This window comes from Chitinophaga filiformis, from assembly GCF_021646545.1.
GTDB classification, from domain to species: Bacteria; Bacteroidota; Bacteroidia; order Chitinophagales; family Chitinophagaceae; genus Chitinophaga; species Chitinophaga filiformis_A.
The window spans coordinates 137673-155785 of sequence record NZ_JAKIRP010000011.1 but is presented as its reverse complement, the minus strand read 5'-3'; the positions used below and the strand labels follow the sequence as shown (position 1 = coordinate 155785).

Below are 18113 nucleotides of genomic sequence, written 5' to 3'. Positions count from 1 at the left end.
GGGAAACGAACGGTTTTAACGCCTGTGGGCAGGCGTGAGGGTAACGGTGTGAACGTATGGGTAATTAAATTATCCCATGTAATTTAGAAAACTACCTATTTAACATAATATAAATTATACGTATTATATAGAAGTAGAGAAATAGGGCGGTGAATCGTATAAAGTAGCCACAGATCTGCATTACAGGGATATTCAGACGCAATTATAAGGTTAAATTCCTGAACAGCTTTCAGCCATTTTTATTCAAATTATTCCGGCTTTTCGAATGACAGATCTTGCATAATTTTTACCTCAGGCAGATTTATTTTGAGCGCCGGATTTTAAAATATGGTCAATCACTGCAAATCACGACAACGCTCAAGGCGTCCCCGGATGTTCTCCAAACCTCATTATTTAGCCCGGAATTATCGCTTTAACCGGTGTCAGGATTCGGTACGACTTCGCTATGACTATACTACCACTGTATACCCATAGGCGCTATAGTCCTGCATTACGCCTGCTATCCTATAGCCAGGGCTATACAATAGTGGCTATAACGCTATAGTAGAGAGCCTATAAGCTATAGACTCCACCGAATAGGTACCGAATTGTAAGCGAATACATACACTCCGGTTTATGCAAAGAAACCTGTATCTGCCTTGATCTCAATTGATTCCCGGAGGCTGAAATATTATGTTAATCTGAATATAACGGCTAGATTTGCGCTTTGTCAGAGATCACTGACCTATTCCGGAGCTTAGAGAAAGACAATTCGTATTAAAAAAATAATCAATGGCGATCAGTATACTTGGAATATCTGGCAGCTTAAGAAGTTCTTCTTCAAATACAGCATTGCTCAGGGCCTGTGCAGCAATTGCGCCTGCTGATGTTAAAATAACGGTCTATGAAGGCCTGGACAAACTCCCTTATTTCAGTCCGGAATTAGATGGGGAAGGCTCCTCGCCTGCTGATACCGTGCTTTCCCTGAGAAACAAGCTACGCGCTGCTGACGCGGTTTTATTCAGCACACCCGAATACGCTTTCGGCATACCGGGCGTGCTGAAAAATGCCCTGGACTGGCTCGTTTCCTCCGGCGAATTTACCCATAAACCCACCGGCGTTATCAGTGCTTCACCACTTGCCACCGGCGGCGATAAAGCACATGCGTCTCTGGTGCAGACACTGAGTGTGATGACGGCTGATATTCAGGAAGAATCTAAGCTTATTATTCCCATAGTACGCACCAAAATGGATGCTAACGGGAACATTACCGATCCGGAGCTGGAAAGATCATTGCGGACGCTTATTACATACCTGGCGACTAAATCCGCCAACGGAGGCCGGCATTAGCGCCCAGACCGCCGATGTTGATGTAAGACTTCAGGTCGTTTGCCGGCTGGTCGTTATGCTTGTAATTCACCGTTGCACCTTGCTGACTTACCGGTGTGTTTGAATGCTGATCCAGCGTTGTTACATACTTCGTGTACCGCTCAGCGGTCGATATGTCGTCCAGTCCGCGGTGCTGTGAGGAGATCACCGCGCCATTTGCAGGATTCACCAACGCGATCGTCTCATCGTAAGCAGTGACTTCCTTTTCTTTGCTTCTCACAGGAATATTCCTGTATTCCGCTTCAACAAAAATGTCAAGTCGTTTTGCCACCGGGAAAACAACGCCCATCGCTCCCTGGAAACCTATGGTCACATTAGGTTTCACGGTTTCATTGCGGTGAATCGTTGTTTGTGTCAATACCGTCTGACCGCCAACTGCCGCCGTGCCACTGCGGCTGGCGTCTGTTTCGATCTTCAGATTGCCCCATAACGGTACAACCATACCAAAACGGACATACGGGTTGACCTTCTCGAAGCCCGGACTGATCACAAGTCCAGGTGCAAAATCGATGGCGTCCACATAGCCGTGCGATTCAATTTTGCCCAGCACCTGGTTGCTGCCAGCCATTGTTGTGATTTCACGGGTCATCAGGTTTTTCTTGCTGCGGTAGTAGTTAAACGTTCCTTCAACAGCAATATAACGGTTGATGTTCCAGCCGAAGGAGAGGCCTCCCCTCCCACCGGCGCCATACGATCCCGTTAATACCTTTTCTGAGACAGATGTAGACGATTCAGTGGTCGGATTGTACTCCAGGTGTTGGTCATGTGGCTGATAGGTGCCGACTTTAGGAAACTGTCCGGGAAAAACACTGAAATAGTAACCTCCTGCGATCTTTACATAAAACTTGGAAGTGGGTTTAATGTTCTGCGCCTGGGTTGCTGGCATAGAAACGACAGCGCATAGCGCCGCCAATAGGGCTGCTTTTGTCTTCATAACGGATTTTTTGGATAACTAAACTATGATTGATAGGTATGGTAACAATTAGTATGCCCGACCACGGGAACGGAAGCACTAAAATGCTTCCGCAAGAGACAGGTATAATCCCGATTGCCGTTGTTCGCCCGTGCGTTTTTCGCCCCAGGCATAATCGATGCGCACCGTCAGTCTGGCGCCTTCGTCGTAGAACCAGCGTACACCCAGACCATAACTGGGTTTAAAGTGGGACATCGCAATATCACGGTTGTTGAATACCGCACCTGAGCCACCAAATGCGGCGAGGGCGAATTTAGGTTGCATGTGTACGAACCAGATATTGATAGGGATCTTTGGGTCGAGGAAATAACGGTATTCTACCTGTCCGGCCAGGTAATTCTGATCTCTGTACCTGCCTTGATAGTACCCGCGCATGATCATATCATTACCCATTTCCGGCAAGAGGTAAAATGGCAACCTGCTTCCCTGCAAGGAGTTAAATACGCCGTTGAAACCAACAGTGCTCTTAGGGGAAATAGGAATAAAATGACGTAGTTGCCCATCTATTCTCCATAATTCATGTTTGCTGACAAACCCGGGTGCATAGGAGATATTTAACCGTACCCAGGTGCCAGTGCGTGTATAGTTCTGGTTATCCCTGTTGTCGAATATACCCGTGGCGCCAATGAAGGAAACATGCCCTCCATCCTTGTCAACCAGTGCCATGTCAGGATATACACCTTTATTCTCACGCGCTTTGTAAGTATCTTTCTGGTACAGGAAGAAAAGTCCTGCATAGAAATGACCGCTTATACGACGTTCGGCCTCCAGCTGCACTTTATATCGCTTATTATCAAGCAGGGTAGCACCGGCTTTACGGGTCGTATCTCCCAATCCGTAGAAATTGATCGGGAAGTCATGATAACGGAGATTGCTTTTGAAGTGCCAGTTATTGGCATCTGTCCATATATCTGTTTTAAGATCTATTTTCAGCTGACTCTCGGTCGTAACGGTGGGAATGAGATTAATTGTGGAATTGCGTAATACAGGATCTTTGGAAGTGTAGAAAGAATACAACATAGCGGCCCCTATCTCCAGTCCCTTTTCAGGCGAGTAACCCAATACGGGCAGCGGGAAAAAGCTGCGTTTATGCGGCACGATAGTATCCGCCTGGGCGCCTTGTGTTGTGTCTTTCTGTTGCTGCGCTGTCAGTCCCTGGCTCAATGCCAGTAGTGTTGCTGTAAAAAATATGATCCTTTGCATACTCATCCGGGATGCAAAGAAACAACTTTTATACTACTTTCTGTCACTGTGCCCCAGGCTCTTTTCCGGAGCTACTTTATCCCTGATCGTTTGCTTAACTTCCTTTATGTCAGGAAAATGCCCCAGTTCCTTACGGTTGATCAATGCTATGCCATCGACATAAATGATATAATTGCCATTCACCTGACTTGGCTGTAAAGTCACACTATATATGTCATCAGCGAAGGTCGTCAGCAGTTCCTGTGCCATCCATGCTGCCCGCATCATCCATCCGCATTTAGGACAATATTCTATTGTTACTGTCGGTTTCATCTGTATCAATAATTAGGAATTGTTTGTAATGTGCGACTAATTTGAGTTATCTGGTCCGGGTTTTGTAATTAACCCCCAAAAAAAACACAATGCTCCTTACATTAGTATCATTTATTCCTCCGAAAGATACAACGAATCACAATATTTTAGATTTTGAAAAATTGCATCCGTTTTTTCTATAATTTTAGCACAGCATTCAGGTAACCCTTAAAGATCGTTTGTGCCGACAACTAGACTTTCAACGCGGATTGTCCGAACTAATGTATATACTTATATATATCTGGCATTGCTATGTACATTGGTTACCAACGTTTCTGCGCAGATAACTGAAGTGGAAAAACATCCCCAGAAAGATACCGTGCGTGTTCGTTTACTCAATCAGTTAAGTCGCAGTTTCTTTCCCAAAGATGCTGCTAAAACTGCACAGTATGCGCATGAAGCCTTAAAACTGAGCGACAGCCTGCACTTCAAAACAGGTATCATGTGGGCTACCCGCAACCTGGCCCTGGCTGAAAATATTAAAGGAAACCTGGAGAAACAGATGGACCTCACCGTCAGCGCGCTCAAACTGGCCGACGAGCTGGATGATAATTATGCCGTTGGTGTGCTCAACACGGACATGGGGAATATCCTCGTAGAACAAGACCAACCCAGACAAGCCTTACGCTATCAGAAGAAAGCGCTGCGTATCAAACAGGCCCTCAAGCAACCCGCCGAGATCGCCCGCACATTAAACAGCATCGGCTCAAGTTATATACGGCTTAATAAGCCGGATTCCGCGCTGCACTTTTTGCTGGAATCCGAGAGAATTAAATTGTCCCTGAACGATCATGCTGGTCTGGCTATCACTTATGAAAATATAGGACTGGTCTACACACTGAAGCAGCAATATAGCTTGGCCCTGCCCTACTTCGAGATCTCCGAACAATACTATAAAGAGTCTGACAATATCAATGGCCTGGTGAAAGCGCATTTGAATATGGGGTTCACCAAAACCATGTTACGCAAGTACGAAGAAGCAGAACAGCACCTTGCCGAAGCAGCACAGCTGAACAGCCATCTTAAGAACATGAAGAATACGCTGATCTATCATAAGAACATGGCTACACTGGATTCAGCCCGGGGCAACTATTCGGCAGCCCTGGCCAATTATAAGCAGTTCAGCAGGATGAATGAGCAGATGTTCAGCGTTGAAAAGACAAAGTTTATCGCCAATACAAAAGAGAAATACGAGTCTGAAAAGAAACAGCACGAAAATAAGCTGCTAAGGAAAGAACAGCAGTTACATCTGGCTACCATCAAACAACAGCGCATACTGGTTATTTTTTGTACCATGTTGCTGCTTGGGCTTTTTATTATCACTGCAGTACTGTACCTGATGTACAGACGCCAGCAGGAACTGTATAGCCAGTTGAATCATCGTAATACACAGGTACAACAACAGAACAAGATCATCATGGAGCAGAATGCTGCCCTGGAAAGCGGCAGTCAGGTAAAGGATAAAATATTCTCCGTTATCTCACACGATCTGCGTTCTCCGCTGGCGATCCTGGAAGGATTGCTTTTCCTGTTAAGGGATGATAAGATGTCCGAAGAACAGTTCAGGATCTTTTCCCATGAACTCTGGCGCGACATGAAAAATACAGCCTATATGATGGATAACCTCCTCCAATGGGCGAGTAGTCAGATGAAAGGCATTCATGTTACTCCGGATGATTTTGATATCAGTACCATTCTAAAGAGTGAATTTGAATTGCTGCAATCGCTTGCCAAACAAAAAGAAATAACGCTGACGCATGAACTGCAGCGCCCGATAATGGTATATGCGGACCCTGATATGATCAGGCTCGTGCTCAGGAACCTGATCAGTAACGCCATCAAGTTCACACCCATCAATGGCTCGGTAAACATCAATTATCTCCTGCTGCCTGATAAGATTGAACTGATAGTACAGGACAACGGCCTGGGTATTGCTGCTACAGATCAGGCAAAAGTATTCTCCAATATTTATTACTCCACCAACGGTACCCGCAATGAAAAGGGCTGTGGGCTCGGATTGCCTTTGTCGAAGGATTTCATTGAACGCAACAATGGTAGAATATGGTTCCACAGCGCTGCCGGAAAGGGGACTAGTTTCCACTTCACACTTCCCCTGTCGTCAGAAGAAGAAAATCTGGGCAGAGGCTACACCATCATTGTAAAGGACAATCAGGAAAGTGTTGTAAGCAACTAGTAGCCTTGCCTTGCCACCTGTAGCGGATAGCGATGTGGTGGCTGTAATTGTATGGTAATCAGTGTGTATGATTGCCTTTAATGGTCTGTTATGGCTGCCCCAACAAAGGCAAATGGTTGTAAAGAAGCTATAATGAAAAGGCCGTATCTCACACAGGAGGTACGGCCTTTCTACATCTCTTCAACTGTCGCATTTTCGGGATTGCCTTCTCATTTCTCACCACAAGGTTGCTCCCGGCGATGAACACAACGCCCGGCCTAAGGCAGGCTGATTGTAGCGAATGATGCTATTAATGGGAATCGCGTTTATAACGCCTGAATGTTTGGCATATCCCGCCGGGCTGTAAGGCCGCTGACTGAATATAATTTATGTAAAACGGTGTCAATTAAAAAACTACAGGTCCGTTGCGTTGAACGTATCTCCCTGTCTGATATCTCCCGTCTCAAATCCCTTCTTGAACCAGCGCGTACGCTGCGCTGAGGTACCATGTGTAAACGCATCCGGTACCACACGCCCCTGTGTTGCTTTCTGCAAAGCATCATCGCCCACAGCGCTTGCAGCATTGAGGGCCTCTTCAATATCTCCCGGTTCCAGGATGTTATGTTTCTTCTGTGCATGATGTGCCCAGACGCCCGCCAGGAAATCGGCCTGCAGCTCCAGCATTACAGACAGTCTGTTATATTCCCGCTCGCTGAGCTGAGAACGCATAGCCTGTACCTTACGGCTGGTGCCAAGCAGGTTTTGTACGTGATGCCCCACTTCATGTGCAATTACATAGGCCATAGCAAAATCACCTGCTACTTTGAACCTTTGCTCCATTTCAGTAAAGAAGTTCAGATCAAGATAAACTTTTTCATCGGCAGGACAGTAAAATGGCCCCATAGCCGCTTGAGCCGCACCACAACCGGATTGATCGTAGTCTGTATACAATACCATGCCCGGATCCTGATAGTTCTTATTCATCTGAGAAAACAGCTCAGCCCACACCTCTTCGGTATCTGCCAGCACAGTAGATGCAAACCGGGAGATCTCGTCACTGCTGCTGGTTACTGTGCGGGATTCAGTTTGCGGTCTGTTCCCCTGTTGTACGGATTGTAATGCCTGTTGTGGGTCCTGGTTGAATAACAGGGCCAGCACAACGATAATAATACCACCAATACCTCCACCAATACCTATCGTTCGCATACCACCTCCGCCGCCACGGCGATCCTCTACATTGTCGCTTAATCTTCTGTTTTGCCAGCGCATATTTAGATTTTTTTATATGTCGAAAGTACAGAAATTTTAATACCCTTTTTATTATTACAATTTCCCTGCCTGATTCAGCTGTAGGCCTGCCTTCATTTTTTTTAATACCTGTTTTTTACATATCTTGGATAGTGCAGTACCCTCATTGTTACACCTCTTCATTAATGAAGCTATGCAATTCACAGACTTCTGGATCGGAAAAATACAGGCAGATAAATTACCCGAAGCACTCGATACCGCAGGCTTAGTCAAGTACCTGTCTGCCTACACCTCCGATGAGCAATGCTTCCAAATCCTCTTCCAATGGCATGAGACAACCTTGAAACGCAGTAATGAATGGTGGTTTCCCAGGCAGGAGATCTTAAACGTCATCCAGGAAAAGATCGGCCGGAAAGGGCTGACCAATACCCTGCGTCTTTGCCTGGAGCTGCTGGATACCACAGAGAAAAGAACAGTAAGTGTAGCTGCCGACAAAGTGAACATTCAGATAGACATTATCCTGCACGGAGGTCCTGAACTGATCATCAGTCGCCGGGACTCTTTAGGCATTCTTGTCGTCGAGTTCCTGTCAAACATAAGAAGCACACGGCAAAAGGAATGCTGGACTGCCTTCATCGATCATTGCCTGAACGCCGGCGAAAGCAGTGTTCCCAACCGTAAATGGTGGAAGCGGGCTAAAGAACTGGTGGGCCGTATCAACACCGAGCATTTCGTCATGAAACTGAAGGACTGGATATCTTTTTGCCAGGGGCTACTAATGAAACAACATGCAGGACGTACCTATAGTTTCGTTGACTATTACATTGATTATCTCAGTGCGATCAACCATAATCTGCTGAAGGCCATCATCTGGTGCAGCGCCATACCGAACAATAAGGAATTGCTCGATATGCTGGAACCATATGCTATCTGGGCGTATAAGAAAAAAGATAGCGGAGGTCCCCTGTCCGTCAAGACCGGTACCGCCTGTATCTATGCGCTCACCTATCTGCCTTTCCGCGAGGCCCTCAACAGGATCAGCAGGTTCCGGTCGGTGATCAGGCATTCGGGAGCAATGAAGAGCATAGACAAGATATTGCATGACCTGGCAGAACAACATAACATCCCTCCGTATGAACTGGAGGAATATATCGTTCCCGACTTTGGCCTGGACGATGAAGGTACCGTGCGTATGCATATCGGACCCGATTTTACAGGTGTTTACACCATTGGTAATACCGGTAAATCGAGCATCTCTTGGGAAAGGAATGGTAAACCAGCCAAAGGACCGCAGGCCTCCTCTGTTCCCGGGCAGGAGTTTAAACGCCTTGTGAAAGACATCGATCAGGCATTGGTTGATAGCAGTGCAAGAATAGAAAGGGCTTTTATGCGCATGACGCCATGGACATACAAGCATTGGAAGACATATTACCTGGACCATCCGCTGGTGAAGACGCTTACTACGCGGCTGATCTGGAACTTCCATACCAACGGTGTTCAGACCACGGGGTACTGCGCGGATGGACATATTATTGACTATAAGGGCAGAGAGATAACAGTCTCCGAAGAGACAGCTGTGCGTCTGTGGCATCCTATGAATGAACCGGCTAAAACGGTGAAAGCCTGGCGCGATTTCCTGTTGCAGCGGCATATAGATCAGCCCTTTAAGCAGGTGAACCGCGAGATATATACCCCCAATAATGAAGAACTGGCCGACGGCTTTTATTCTTCCCGTTTTGCCTCACAGGTACTCAACAAACAGAAGTTTAAAAACGTTATCACACAGAGAGGCTGGACACTGAGACAAAAAGCTCCGCACAACTGGGCTTATATCCCCTATATGATACTGACCGATTGGGATATCAGGGTCAACTTCTTTGCAGACAGGAAAGAAGAAGAGACTGTGCTCACGGATATGATCAATTTTTATAAGGAAGGTGAGCCGCTTGCACTCCGGGACGTACCTGCTGTTGTTTTCTCTGAGACCATCCGGGAGATCAGTTATTTTGTTACAACAGCCGGCAGCACAGAGTTGCACAACCGCTCCTGAACACGCCACGGGCGCCTTATTTTACGTAACTTTACGACATGCTAAACCCTGCCATTTCCTACACACGCATAACAAGAGTACAGGATACAATTGTTACTGCAACTGAAGATGCGCTGGCAGCTGAGGAACCGCTCGAAATTCAGCTGATCTATGGGCCGCTGGCCGACAGACAGCAGCAGAGCATCTCGGTGACTATGCGTACTCCCGGCCAGGACCCTGAACTGGCTACGGGCTTTCTCTATACCGAAGGGATTATCCGGTCAGAAAAGGATATCAAAGCTATCTGCTCCGACAGCGACATCACTAATACCATACAGGTAAGCCTGCACGAACACGTTACTCCTGTGCTGAAAACGGCACAACGGAACTTTGTTGCCAATTCCGGATGTGGGATGTGCGGTAAAACAGATCTTTCGGCTATTTATACGCCGGTTACGACAGCAGCATCGGCCCAGCCTGTTCCTAAATGGCCTGCTGAACTGATCCACCGTCTGCCAGACCTGCTCCGTCATGAGCAACAGCTTTTTGACGATACCGGTGGTATCCATGCCGCCGCTTTATTCGATCAGTCTTCAACGTTATTGCTGATGCGTGAGGACATCGGGCGCCATAATGCAGTGGACAAACTGATTGGCGCCGCACTCCAGCAACAGCTCTTCCCTATGGAGCCCTATCTCCTGCTGCTCAGTGGCAGGGCGGGGTTTGAACTGATCCAGAAGGCAGCAATGGCGGGTATCAAAGTAATTGCTGCCGTAGGCGCTCCTTCCGGAATGGCGGTGAAAATGGTGCATGAATGGGATATCACACTAATCGGTTTCCTCCGTCAGCAGCGGTTTAATATTTACTCGGGTGAACATAGAATAGCGATCGGATCGCTCACCCATCAGAAATGAAAGTCTACCAATGAAGCAGCATAATACTACAGACCCTTCCCAGAATCCCGAACATTTCACGGGACATGTCCGACTGAGTAAGCCTAAAACAGTGGCTGCCGGTATTCCGGCGGTGCTGTCCAGTGCTAAACACATCCTGCACGAAACAGACGTGATCCGTGGCATGAAAGCATTGCTGCAGCTGAACCAGAAAGATGGTTTCGACTGTCCGGGGTGTGCCTGGCCCGATCCTGATGACGATCGCTCTTCTATTGCCGAATATTGTGAGAACGGTGTAAAGGCCATTGCCGAAGAGGCTACCAGCAGAAAGCTGGACGCCGCCTTTTTTGCAAAACACAGTGTAGGCGAACTGGCTGCCCTGACAGACTATGAAATAGGCAAAAAAGGCCGTGTGGCCCAGCCGGTGTACCTGGCTCCGGGCGCTACACACTATCAGCCTGTTTCCTGGGAAGACGCTTTTGGTAAAATAGCACACCATCTGAATACACTGGCCTCACCCGATGAAGCCATCTTTTATACATCCGGCCGTACCAGCAATGAAGCGGCTTTCCTTTACCAGTTGTTCGTCAGGGAATACGGTACCAACAACCTGCCCGACTGTTCCAATATGTGCCACGAATCCAGTGGTGTGGCCCTTTCTGATACGCTTGGTATCGGCAAAGGTTCTGTTACACTGGAAGACTTACACAAGGCGGAGGTCATTATCATTCTCGGACAGAATCCTGGTACCAACCATCCCCGCATGCTCACTGCCCTGCAGAAGGCAAAGGCAAACGGGGCGAGTATCATTTCGGTGAATCCCCTTCCGGAAACAGGTTTATTAAACTTCCTTAATCCGCAGACCGTTAAAGGCATTCTCCATATCAGCACACACCTCACCGACCTGTTCCTGCAGGTAAAGATCAATGGGGATATGGCGCTGCTCCAGGCAATTGCACTGCTATTACTGGAGGAGGAAGATCGCCAGCCTGGTAGCGTATTTGACCGGGAATTCATTAAGAATAATACCAGTGGTTTTGAGGAATATATTCGCCATATCCGGCAACAACAGCTGGAAAAGCTGGCGGATGCATGTGGTATCTCTTTAGAACAGATCCGCCAGGCAGCGTCTATGCTGATGCATAAAAAGAAGATCGTTGCCTGCTGGGCCATGGGGCTCACGCAACATAAAAATGCGGTGGATACTATTAAGGAGGTCGTTAACCTTCTACTAGTGAAAGGCAGTATAGGAAAAGAAGGCGCGGGCACGTGTCCCGTACGTGGTCACAGCAATGTACAGGGCGACCGCACGATGGGTATCTATGAGCAGCCTTCAGATGCATTGCTCAATAAGATCCAGTCGGTATACGGATTCAATCCGCCACGGAAACATGGGTATGATACAGTAGATGCTATCCGTGCTATGCGTGATGGTAAGGCAAGTATTTTCTTCGCGATGGGAGGCAATTTTCTCTCCGCAACGCCTGATACTGAAGTAACTGCACAGGCATTGCGTAATTGCGCTTTAACAGTACACGTCTCAACCAAATTGAACCGCAGTCACCTGGTACATGGCAGAGAGGCGATCATCCTGCCTACCCTGGGCCGCAGTGATATGGATATGCTGCAAAACCAGAAACAGTTCGTGACCTGTGAGAATTCCATGGGCGTGATCCAGATGTCAAAAGGCAATCTGCCGCCTATTTCCAATCACCTGCTGAGCGAACCTGTCATTGTATGCAGGCTGGCAATGGCGACCCTTGGGAAACGTTCCAGCGTGGACTGGCAACATTACATGCAACACTATGACTACATCCGTGAGGATATTGAAAAAGTGATCCCAGGCTTCAATAACTACAACACCCGCGTAAGACATCCCGGTGGCTTCTACCTGCCTAATAATGCCAGGGAGGGACGTTTCAATACTACTACCGGCAAAGCCAATTTTAATGTCGCCAATGTGACCGTACAGCAACTGGCGGCAGATGAATACATGATGATGACCATCCGCAGCCATGACCAGTTCAATACTACCATTTATGGGCTGGACGACCGTTACCGTGGTATCTACCAGGAAAGAAGAGTGATACTGATGAACAGTAAGGATATACACTCTGCCGGACTCAAACCTAACGATGTGGTTGACCTGATCAATAATTTTGAAGGTGTGGAAAGGATCGTTCATAAATTCCTGGTGGTGGCGTACAGTATTCCGGAGCGGTGTACGGCTACCTATTTCCCGGAAGCAAATGCCCTGGTACCGCTCAACAGCGTGGCCGACAAGAGCAATACGCCCACATCCAAAATGGTCATTATTAAGATCAGGAAATCATCTGAACTGTAGGAAGGCTGGTGCTCTCAATGCGAAAATGTTGAAGCGGAAGTCGACCGTAGTGGTGGCTTCCCAGAACACAGACCTCATTGGTTCCGGCGCGTTCGGGTAATAATTGGCCGACAGCCTCAGGGTATTGATGGACAGGTTTTCATTACGTACCCTGAACCCTAGTCCCAGCCCGGTATAGATAGGGTTCTTGAAGATGTTATTACTCTTATAGGTGAGCTGAGAGGCCTGGATGGAAGAGAAGAAGTTGAATTTAAAACCAAATACCTTCAAAGGACTATAATAAGTAGTTTCTGACCTGACATTCAACCGCTGATAGCCACTCAGCGGCACGTCTTTATATCCCCACACACCGAGATCGCGGTTAATGTTCAGCGGACGGTAGAAATAATTGTTCGGATTGCAGAGGTAGTCTGCATACAGGAACTGACGCAGTTTTCCTCCTGCAAACGGGAAGGCCCGACTATAGTATTCCACTTTGGCATGGATGACAGCATCTTCCGACATTCCATTGCGGAAGAAAGTGCTAAGTCCCAGCGTTCCTGAGAGGATCCCTTTCCCCCTTGTTACCCAGAATTTTTCGGCTTCCAGCCCAACATAAGCCCGGGTGCGTTGTTTCCATGTCTCCCAGCCGGCAGTTGCTGATGCTGTATAACCCAGTGGAATATCCTCCGTTCGGCCAAACCCGAAGAAATGGGTTGTTTTGAAGAATTCCTGCCGGAATGTGACGGCCTGCCACAAATAGAAACGGTGATTATTATATACCGGGTCCAGTATATAGATCTCCTGGGTCGGCTTCTTTGTGAACATCAGGTTAAAATGGCGGAAGAGGAACGCAAGGTTAGGCCTGCGGCTATCCGGATTACGGTGGTCCTGTTTCAGGAAGTTGAAACCGCCCCATACATCCAGGATGTTGTACCGGTAGTCGCGGTACAGCGTATCGGGCCGGTTAGCAATATTGATAGAATAATTGCTGCTGAAGCTAAAACCGCCCAACCATTTAGCCCCGCTTTTGTACAGCGGCCGGTCGACGGCGAAGTAGTAGGTGCCCTCGTAGGAACCCGAATCCAGATTGTTGACATTATTTAGTGTAGTATATCCTCCGGAAAAATCCATAAATGTACCCAACAGATTCGTTTTGGTATACCTGACCTGCGATCCGAAAGGAGGATTGTCACTGTCGCTCCAGGAGCCCCCGATCCTGATACCCTGACCGGCCCCGAACAGGTTGTCGTTGGAAACGCTGGCCCTTACGCCCGATGTACTTAAGCGCGACAGGTCAAACCCGTACTCGAATACGTCTTTGGTTACCACCAGCAGATCGACTGAGTCTTCGGATGCGCCTGTATTAATAATATACAAACGGGCATCCTGTATGAAGGGCCGGTTACGGAGGTAACGCTCGTTGTCAGACATTTCGTAGGGATTGATCGTATCGTTCTGCCGGAAGAAGAGCAGTTGTCGTATTACCCATTCCTCCGAATTAAAGTGCAGCCTGTTGGCAAGATGCACCAGCTTCATGGAGGTGGAGAAGGTAGTATCCTTGATGTTGCTGGGACCAAACACGTTCACCCGGCGGAAGTAGATATCCCGGATCACTTTCCCCGAAAACGGTGTGAAATACTGTTCACTTTTGATAATGCTGCTGTCGGTACCCGTTGGTTCGGGTACATTCTGCCGTGTTACTTTCCTGATGAGGGAATCACGGTACTGTTTACTCCGCAGGGAATCACGGTATGCCCGCACACGTCCCAGCCAGGAATTGGAATACTTCTTTGATACCGGAATGGTATCCCCCTGCAGGATCACGTCGCCTGGTACGACGGTGTCGCCGGGAATAGTTGGCACGATCGGTACTGTGGGCATCCGCGGAATGAGTGGAAAGATGGTGTCCTCCGGAATGGGCGTCATGGGAACGGAGGGCTTCACCGGCGCTACCGTGTCACGAATAAAAAGAAAAAGGGCTCGTTCCTTCCGGAAAGAATTGCCGTACGCCCTAAAAACAAGGGCCAGGCAACAGCTGATCAGGACATAAGTTGATATTTTCAGCGATTTTCTCACTCGATCTTAGAAGTAATAAGCAAGCATCTTCTCTACTTAACGTAAAGATTATGTAACAGTTGTAACAAGTTAACTAAATATTATTGCGCTACGATAACAGTTTCCCACCCGGCATAACGTGCGTTCATTTCCTGGGCAAGTTCCCAGAGCAGCATAACGGCTGCATCAATGCTTTCCTCGTCTGTCCGGTCGTTGCGGGAAAGCCTTAGTCCGTAGGGATAAGGATCTTTTTCATCCACCGGGCGGGCTTCTATAACGAACCCCAACCGCTGCACCTGCTGGCCATATAGCTCGCGTTCAGCCTCGGTAGAAAAATATATCCAATGGTCTATGAGGCGGGCTTTTTCGGCAATGTCCCCGTGTTGCTTCAGCGTACGCAACACTTTGCGGTTCTGGATACGCTGAAACTCCTGTACATCCGGAAACAGGAAATCGAAGTACAATTCCCATGTTTTATCCTCTTTTACCCCAAAATCGTAGTGATAATCAGGAAACTGGATCATGGCATCAGCAATGTATTTGTCATGCAGTAAGGTGCCCGAGGCATAGAAATAAAAATCCCTCACGCCATTGGACATTGTACGACCTACAAAATGTGCCTGTAAAGTGGTCTCCAGCTGTTGCACCAGGCAGTCCTCAATTTCTCCCAGCACTGCGAACTCATCCCCCTGCGGAAAACCGTCCGCCCGCGGATCTTTCAGGTATACCGATATGAAGATGGCATACGGCTTTTTACTCAATGGGGCAAAACGCCGCAGGTCCAGGTCCAGGCCTATAATAGCCGGCTTATCTTCGATATGGCAGGTATAGATGTCCCAGTCTGGTTGGTAAGCGTCAGGCATAATACATTGATTCGAATGTAACAGTCAGACGTAAAGATACGGAACCCTTACCGCCATTCATCCATTAATGGATCAATCTTTTTTTAAATCAGACTAATTTTACTGCAGTTACAGGCTTAATATCAGAAAAGTACTTTGGATCATGCAGAAAATTGTCGTCTTATGTTTGGGAATGATGAGCTCATTCCTGTCAGTTATTTACGCACAGCAACCGGCGCACAAGCCCGCCGATAATGGCTCCCTATACGGAAAACTCGTCGATGCAAACACCAATTCTCCCATAGAATACGCTTCAGTTGCCCTGCTCCGCGCAGCCGATTCCAGTGTGGCAACAGGTATGCTATCAAAGCCTAATGGCGATTTCAATTTCCCTGAAGTGCCCTTCGGAAAGTATATTATGAAAGTGAATTTCATTGGTTATGAAACCGTTTATAAAACAGTTTCACTTACCGGAAAAAATAATAACATAGATATTGGTAATATCAAATTGAGTACCAATGTAAGATCACTGGCCGGTGTGGAAGTAGTGGGCGATAAACCTACTTTCCAGATGGCGATCGACAAGCGTGTCTTCAATGTTGATAAAAGTCTTGCCAGCGTGGGCGGTACTGCAACCGATGTACTCAAGCAGGTACCTTCTGTGAATGTGGATATTGATGGTAACGTTACAGTACGTAATGGCTCTCCCACCATCTTCGTGGATGGTCGTCCTACTACCCTGACGCTCGACCAGATCCCTGCCGATGCAATCGCCACTGTAGAAGTAGTCACCAACCCCTCTGCGAAATACGATGCAGAAGGCGTGAGCGGTATTCTCAATATCGTACTGAAAAAGAACCGTAAGGCCGGTATCAACGGCCAGGTAAGCGGAGGGCTTTCGACGCTGGGCGGAGGAAATGCCGGCGCCGACCTCAATATCCGCAGAGAGAAATTCAATATCTCCCTCAGCTATAACCTGAGAAGCCGCCAGGGTAAAGCCAGGTCACACCTCTTCCGTAAGAATCTCAGCGCCGATACCACCACCTACCTCGACCAGTATAATGAAGGTGAAAATGGCCGCCGTTTCCAGTTTGGCCGTGTTGGATTTGACTGGTTTATGGACAACCGCAATACCTTCAGCATCTCCCAGGGTATCATGGCGGGCGATTTTAAAGATAACAGCGGACTGACACTGTACGACCTGACCGAAGATCAGCAGCAGGTGCGTTACGGTTCCGGTATTGATAATGAGAATCATAACTTCCGTAACTACAGCACCCAGGTGGGTTATAAACACACGTTTGCCAAGCAGGGACACGAACTGACCGCCGACTTTAACTATAACTACGCTAAATCGGAAGATAACTCCGATTATTCGTTACAGTATTACAACCTGGGACATCAGCCTATTGATTCGCCGAACATTCCGCAACAGCGTTTTGGCCGCGGTAATGGTAATACTACTTATATCACTGGTCAGATCGATTATGTAAATCCGCTGACAGAGACATCCAAGATAGAAGCCGGTCTGCGTACTACCACCCGCAGGTTCAATAATCTGCTGAATACCAAAGGGAAAGATTTCTCTACAGGCGATTTTGTGTTAGACTCTTCACTGTCTAACGATTACCACTACTCTGAAACGATCAATGCTGCGTACGTGAGCTACTCAGGAACAGCCGGCAACTTCGGTTACCAGGGCGGTCTGCGTGCAGAACAATCGTTCTATGATGGTGAAATGAGGAGCATCAACAAAAGCAGTTATAAAATAGACTATCCTATCAGTCTGTTTCCCAGCGTGTTCCTCTCTCAGAAATTCAAGGGAGATCATGAACTGCAGCTGAACTATAGCCGCCGTGTACGTCGTCCTTGGTTCCGCGACCTGCTGCCGAACCTCGAATACACCGCCCAGAGTGCCAACCGTGGTAACCCTGCGCTGCGTCCTGAGTTTACGAACTCTTTCGAGCTGAGTTATTTGAAAGACTTTAACAGGAAACACAACGTACTGGTGTCTTTGTATTTCCGGAATACGGAAAGAGCGATCACTGATTATTATACCGATACCACCCTGACTATCAATGGTGTGTCGCAGAAAGTAGTTCTCTCTTACCCTGTCAATGCCGATACCCGGAATGCTTACGGTGCAGAATTCACGGTGCGTAACCAGATCCTGAAAGGCTGGGATATCACCACCAACCTGAACCTCGCGCAAACAAAGATCAATGCCAGCAACCTGCAGAATAACCTTAGCAATCAGGGTTTTATCTGGTTCGGTAAGATCAACAGTAATACAAAATTGCCATGGAATTCTACCCTGCAGATCACTGGTAACTACGAATCCAAACAGATCCTGCCACAGGGTGAAAGAGCCGCACAGTACTCTGCCGATATCGCTGTACGCAAAGAGTTCCTGAAGAAAAAGAACCTGGTAGTGTCACTCGCGTTGAATGACATCTTCAATACTGACCGTAACCTGACATACACCACGACTGCCTTCTCTGAGCAGGAAAGGTACCGCAAACGTGCTACCCGCGAACTGAGGATAAACGTATCATACCGTTTTGGTAAAATGGACACGCAGCTGTTCAAGCGTAAGAGCAATAAGAAAGAAGAACAGCAGGAAACTAAAGAAGAATATTAATTTAGCGGTCC

The 18113-nt window shown here is 47.6% G+C and carries 12 protein-coding genes; 6 read left to right on the top strand and 6 right to left on the bottom strand.

The window, feature by feature from the left end; translation table 11 throughout:
- The first annotated feature begins 771 nt into the window (after positions 1 to 771).
- Complete coding sequence (locus tag L3C95_RS23655; RefSeq protein ID WP_236391337.1) at positions 772 to 1329, top strand: NADPH-dependent FMN reductase; 558 nt, start codon at positions 772 to 774, stop codon at positions 1327 to 1329.
- Here the strand turns inward: L3C95_RS23655 and L3C95_RS23650 are convergent.
- The 3 genes from L3C95_RS23650 to L3C95_RS23640 all read right to left on the bottom strand — a co-directional run bounded on the left by L3C95_RS23650 (position 1301) and on the right by L3C95_RS23640 (position 3856).
- Positions 1301 to 2302, bottom strand: a complete 1002-nt coding sequence (locus L3C95_RS23650) for an outer membrane beta-barrel protein (RefSeq protein WP_236391335.1) — start codon at positions 2300 to 2302, stop codon at positions 1301 to 1303. The two genes, L3C95_RS23655 and L3C95_RS23650, sit on opposite strands and share 29 nt — an antisense overlap.
- Positions 2303 to 2380: 78 nt before the next feature.
- A complete protein-coding gene (locus L3C95_RS23645; protein ID WP_236391333.1) occupies positions 2381 to 3544 on the bottom strand; it encodes an outer membrane protein assembly factor in 1164 nt (387 codons plus the stop codon).
- Positions 3545 to 3577: 33 nt separating this feature from the next.
- The gene (locus L3C95_RS23640) at positions 3578 to 3856 is read right to left on the bottom strand and encodes a SelT/SelW/SelH family protein (RefSeq protein WP_236391332.1); all 279 of its coding nucleotides are present in this window, start codon (positions 3854 to 3856) and stop codon (positions 3578 to 3580) included.
- Between the two features lie 286 nt (positions 3857 to 4142).
- On the opposite strand from L3C95_RS23640, the gene L3C95_RS23635 reads away from it, so the two are divergent.
- A complete protein-coding gene (locus L3C95_RS23635; protein WP_236391330.1) occupies positions 4143 to 6089 on the top strand; it encodes a tetratricopeptide repeat-containing sensor histidine kinase in 1947 nt (648 codons plus the stop codon).
- A 393-nt stretch (positions 6090 to 6482) separates the two neighbouring features.
- Here L3C95_RS23635 and L3C95_RS23630 read toward each other — a convergent pair whose 3' ends face one another.
- Positions 6483 to 7337, bottom strand: coding sequence for a neutral zinc metallopeptidase (locus L3C95_RS23630; protein ID WP_236391328.1), 855 nt, complete (start codon positions 7335 to 7337; stop codon positions 6483 to 6485).
- 172 nt (positions 7338 to 7509) lie between these two features.
- On the opposite strand from L3C95_RS23630, the gene L3C95_RS23625 reads away from it, so the two are divergent.
- Genes L3C95_RS23625 through L3C95_RS23615 form a run of 3 tightly spaced genes read left to right on the top strand, consistent with a single transcriptional unit; the run spans position 7510 to position 12582 of the window.
- Positions 7510 to 9366 (top strand): DUF4132 domain-containing protein, encoded by a 1857-nt coding sequence (locus L3C95_RS23625; protein ID WP_236391326.1) that lies wholly within the window; start codon positions 7510 to 7512, stop codon positions 9364 to 9366.
- Between the two features lie 38 nt (positions 9367 to 9404).
- Complete coding sequence (gene fdhD / locus L3C95_RS23620; RefSeq protein ID WP_236391324.1) at positions 9405 to 10259, top strand: formate dehydrogenase accessory sulfurtransferase FdhD; 855 nt, start codon at positions 9405 to 9407, stop codon at positions 10257 to 10259.
- Positions 10260 to 10269: 10 nt separating this feature from the next.
- Positions 10270 to 12582: an FdhF/YdeP family oxidoreductase gene (locus L3C95_RS23615; protein WP_236391322.1), complete on the top strand. Its 2313-nt coding sequence runs from the start codon at positions 10270 to 10272 to the stop codon at positions 12580 to 12582.
- On the opposite strand, the gene L3C95_RS23610 is transcribed toward L3C95_RS23615, so the two are convergent.
- Positions 12568 to 14445 (bottom strand): hypothetical protein, encoded by a 1878-nt coding sequence (locus L3C95_RS23610; RefSeq protein ID WP_236391320.1) that lies wholly within the window; start codon positions 14443 to 14445, stop codon positions 12568 to 12570. The two genes, L3C95_RS23615 and L3C95_RS23610, sit on opposite strands and share 15 nt — an antisense overlap.
- Positions 14446 to 14720: 275 nt before the next feature.
- A complete protein-coding gene (locus L3C95_RS23605; protein WP_236391318.1) occupies positions 14721 to 15482 on the bottom strand; it encodes a DUF695 domain-containing protein in 762 nt (253 codons plus the stop codon).
- Positions 15483 to 15624: 142 nt separating this feature from the next.
- Here L3C95_RS23605 and L3C95_RS23600 point away from each other — a divergent pair, with 142 nt between their 5' ends.
- The gene (locus L3C95_RS23600) at positions 15625 to 18102 is read left to right on the top strand and encodes an outer membrane beta-barrel family protein (RefSeq protein WP_236391316.1); all 2478 of its coding nucleotides are present in this window, start codon (positions 15625 to 15627) and stop codon (positions 18100 to 18102) included.
- The last annotated feature ends 11 nt before the right edge of the window (positions 18103 to 18113 follow it).

Coding starts and splice junctions, on each gene's coding strand:
- L3C95_RS23655 (WP_236391337.1), top strand. CDS start 772: ATGGCGATCAGTATACTTGGAATATCTGGCAGCTTAAGAAGTTCTTCT.
- L3C95_RS23650 (WP_236391335.1), bottom strand. CDS start 2,302: ATGAAGACAAAAGCAGCCCTATTGGCGGCGCTATGCGCTGTCGTTTCT.
- L3C95_RS23645 (WP_236391333.1), bottom strand. CDS start 3,544: ATGCAAAGGATCATATTTTTTACAGCAACACTACTGGCATTGAGCCAG.
- L3C95_RS23640 (WP_236391332.1), bottom strand. CDS start 3,856: ATGAAACCGACAGTAACAATAGAATATTGTCCTAAATGCGGATGGATG.
- L3C95_RS23630 (WP_236391328.1), bottom strand. CDS start 7,337: ATGCGCTGGCAAAACAGAAGATTAAGCGACAATGTAGAGGATCGCCGT.
- L3C95_RS23625 (WP_236391326.1), top strand. CDS start 7,510: ATGCAATTCACAGACTTCTGGATCGGAAAAATACAGGCAGATAAATTA.
- fdhD (WP_236391324.1), top strand. CDS start 9,405: ATGCTAAACCCTGCCATTTCCTACACACGCATAACAAGAGTACAGGAT.
- L3C95_RS23615 (WP_236391322.1), top strand. CDS start 10,270: ATGAAGCAGCATAATACTACAGACCCTTCCCAGAATCCCGAACATTTC.
- L3C95_RS23610 (WP_236391320.1), bottom strand. CDS start 14,445: ATGCCCACAGTACCGATCGTGCCAACTATTCCCGGCGACACCGTCGTA.
- L3C95_RS23605 (WP_236391318.1), bottom strand. CDS start 15,482: ATGCCTGACGCTTACCAACCAGACTGGGACATCTATACCTGCCATATC.
- L3C95_RS23600 (WP_236391316.1), top strand. CDS start 15,625: ATGCAGAAAATTGTCGTCTTATGTTTGGGAATGATGAGCTCATTCCTG.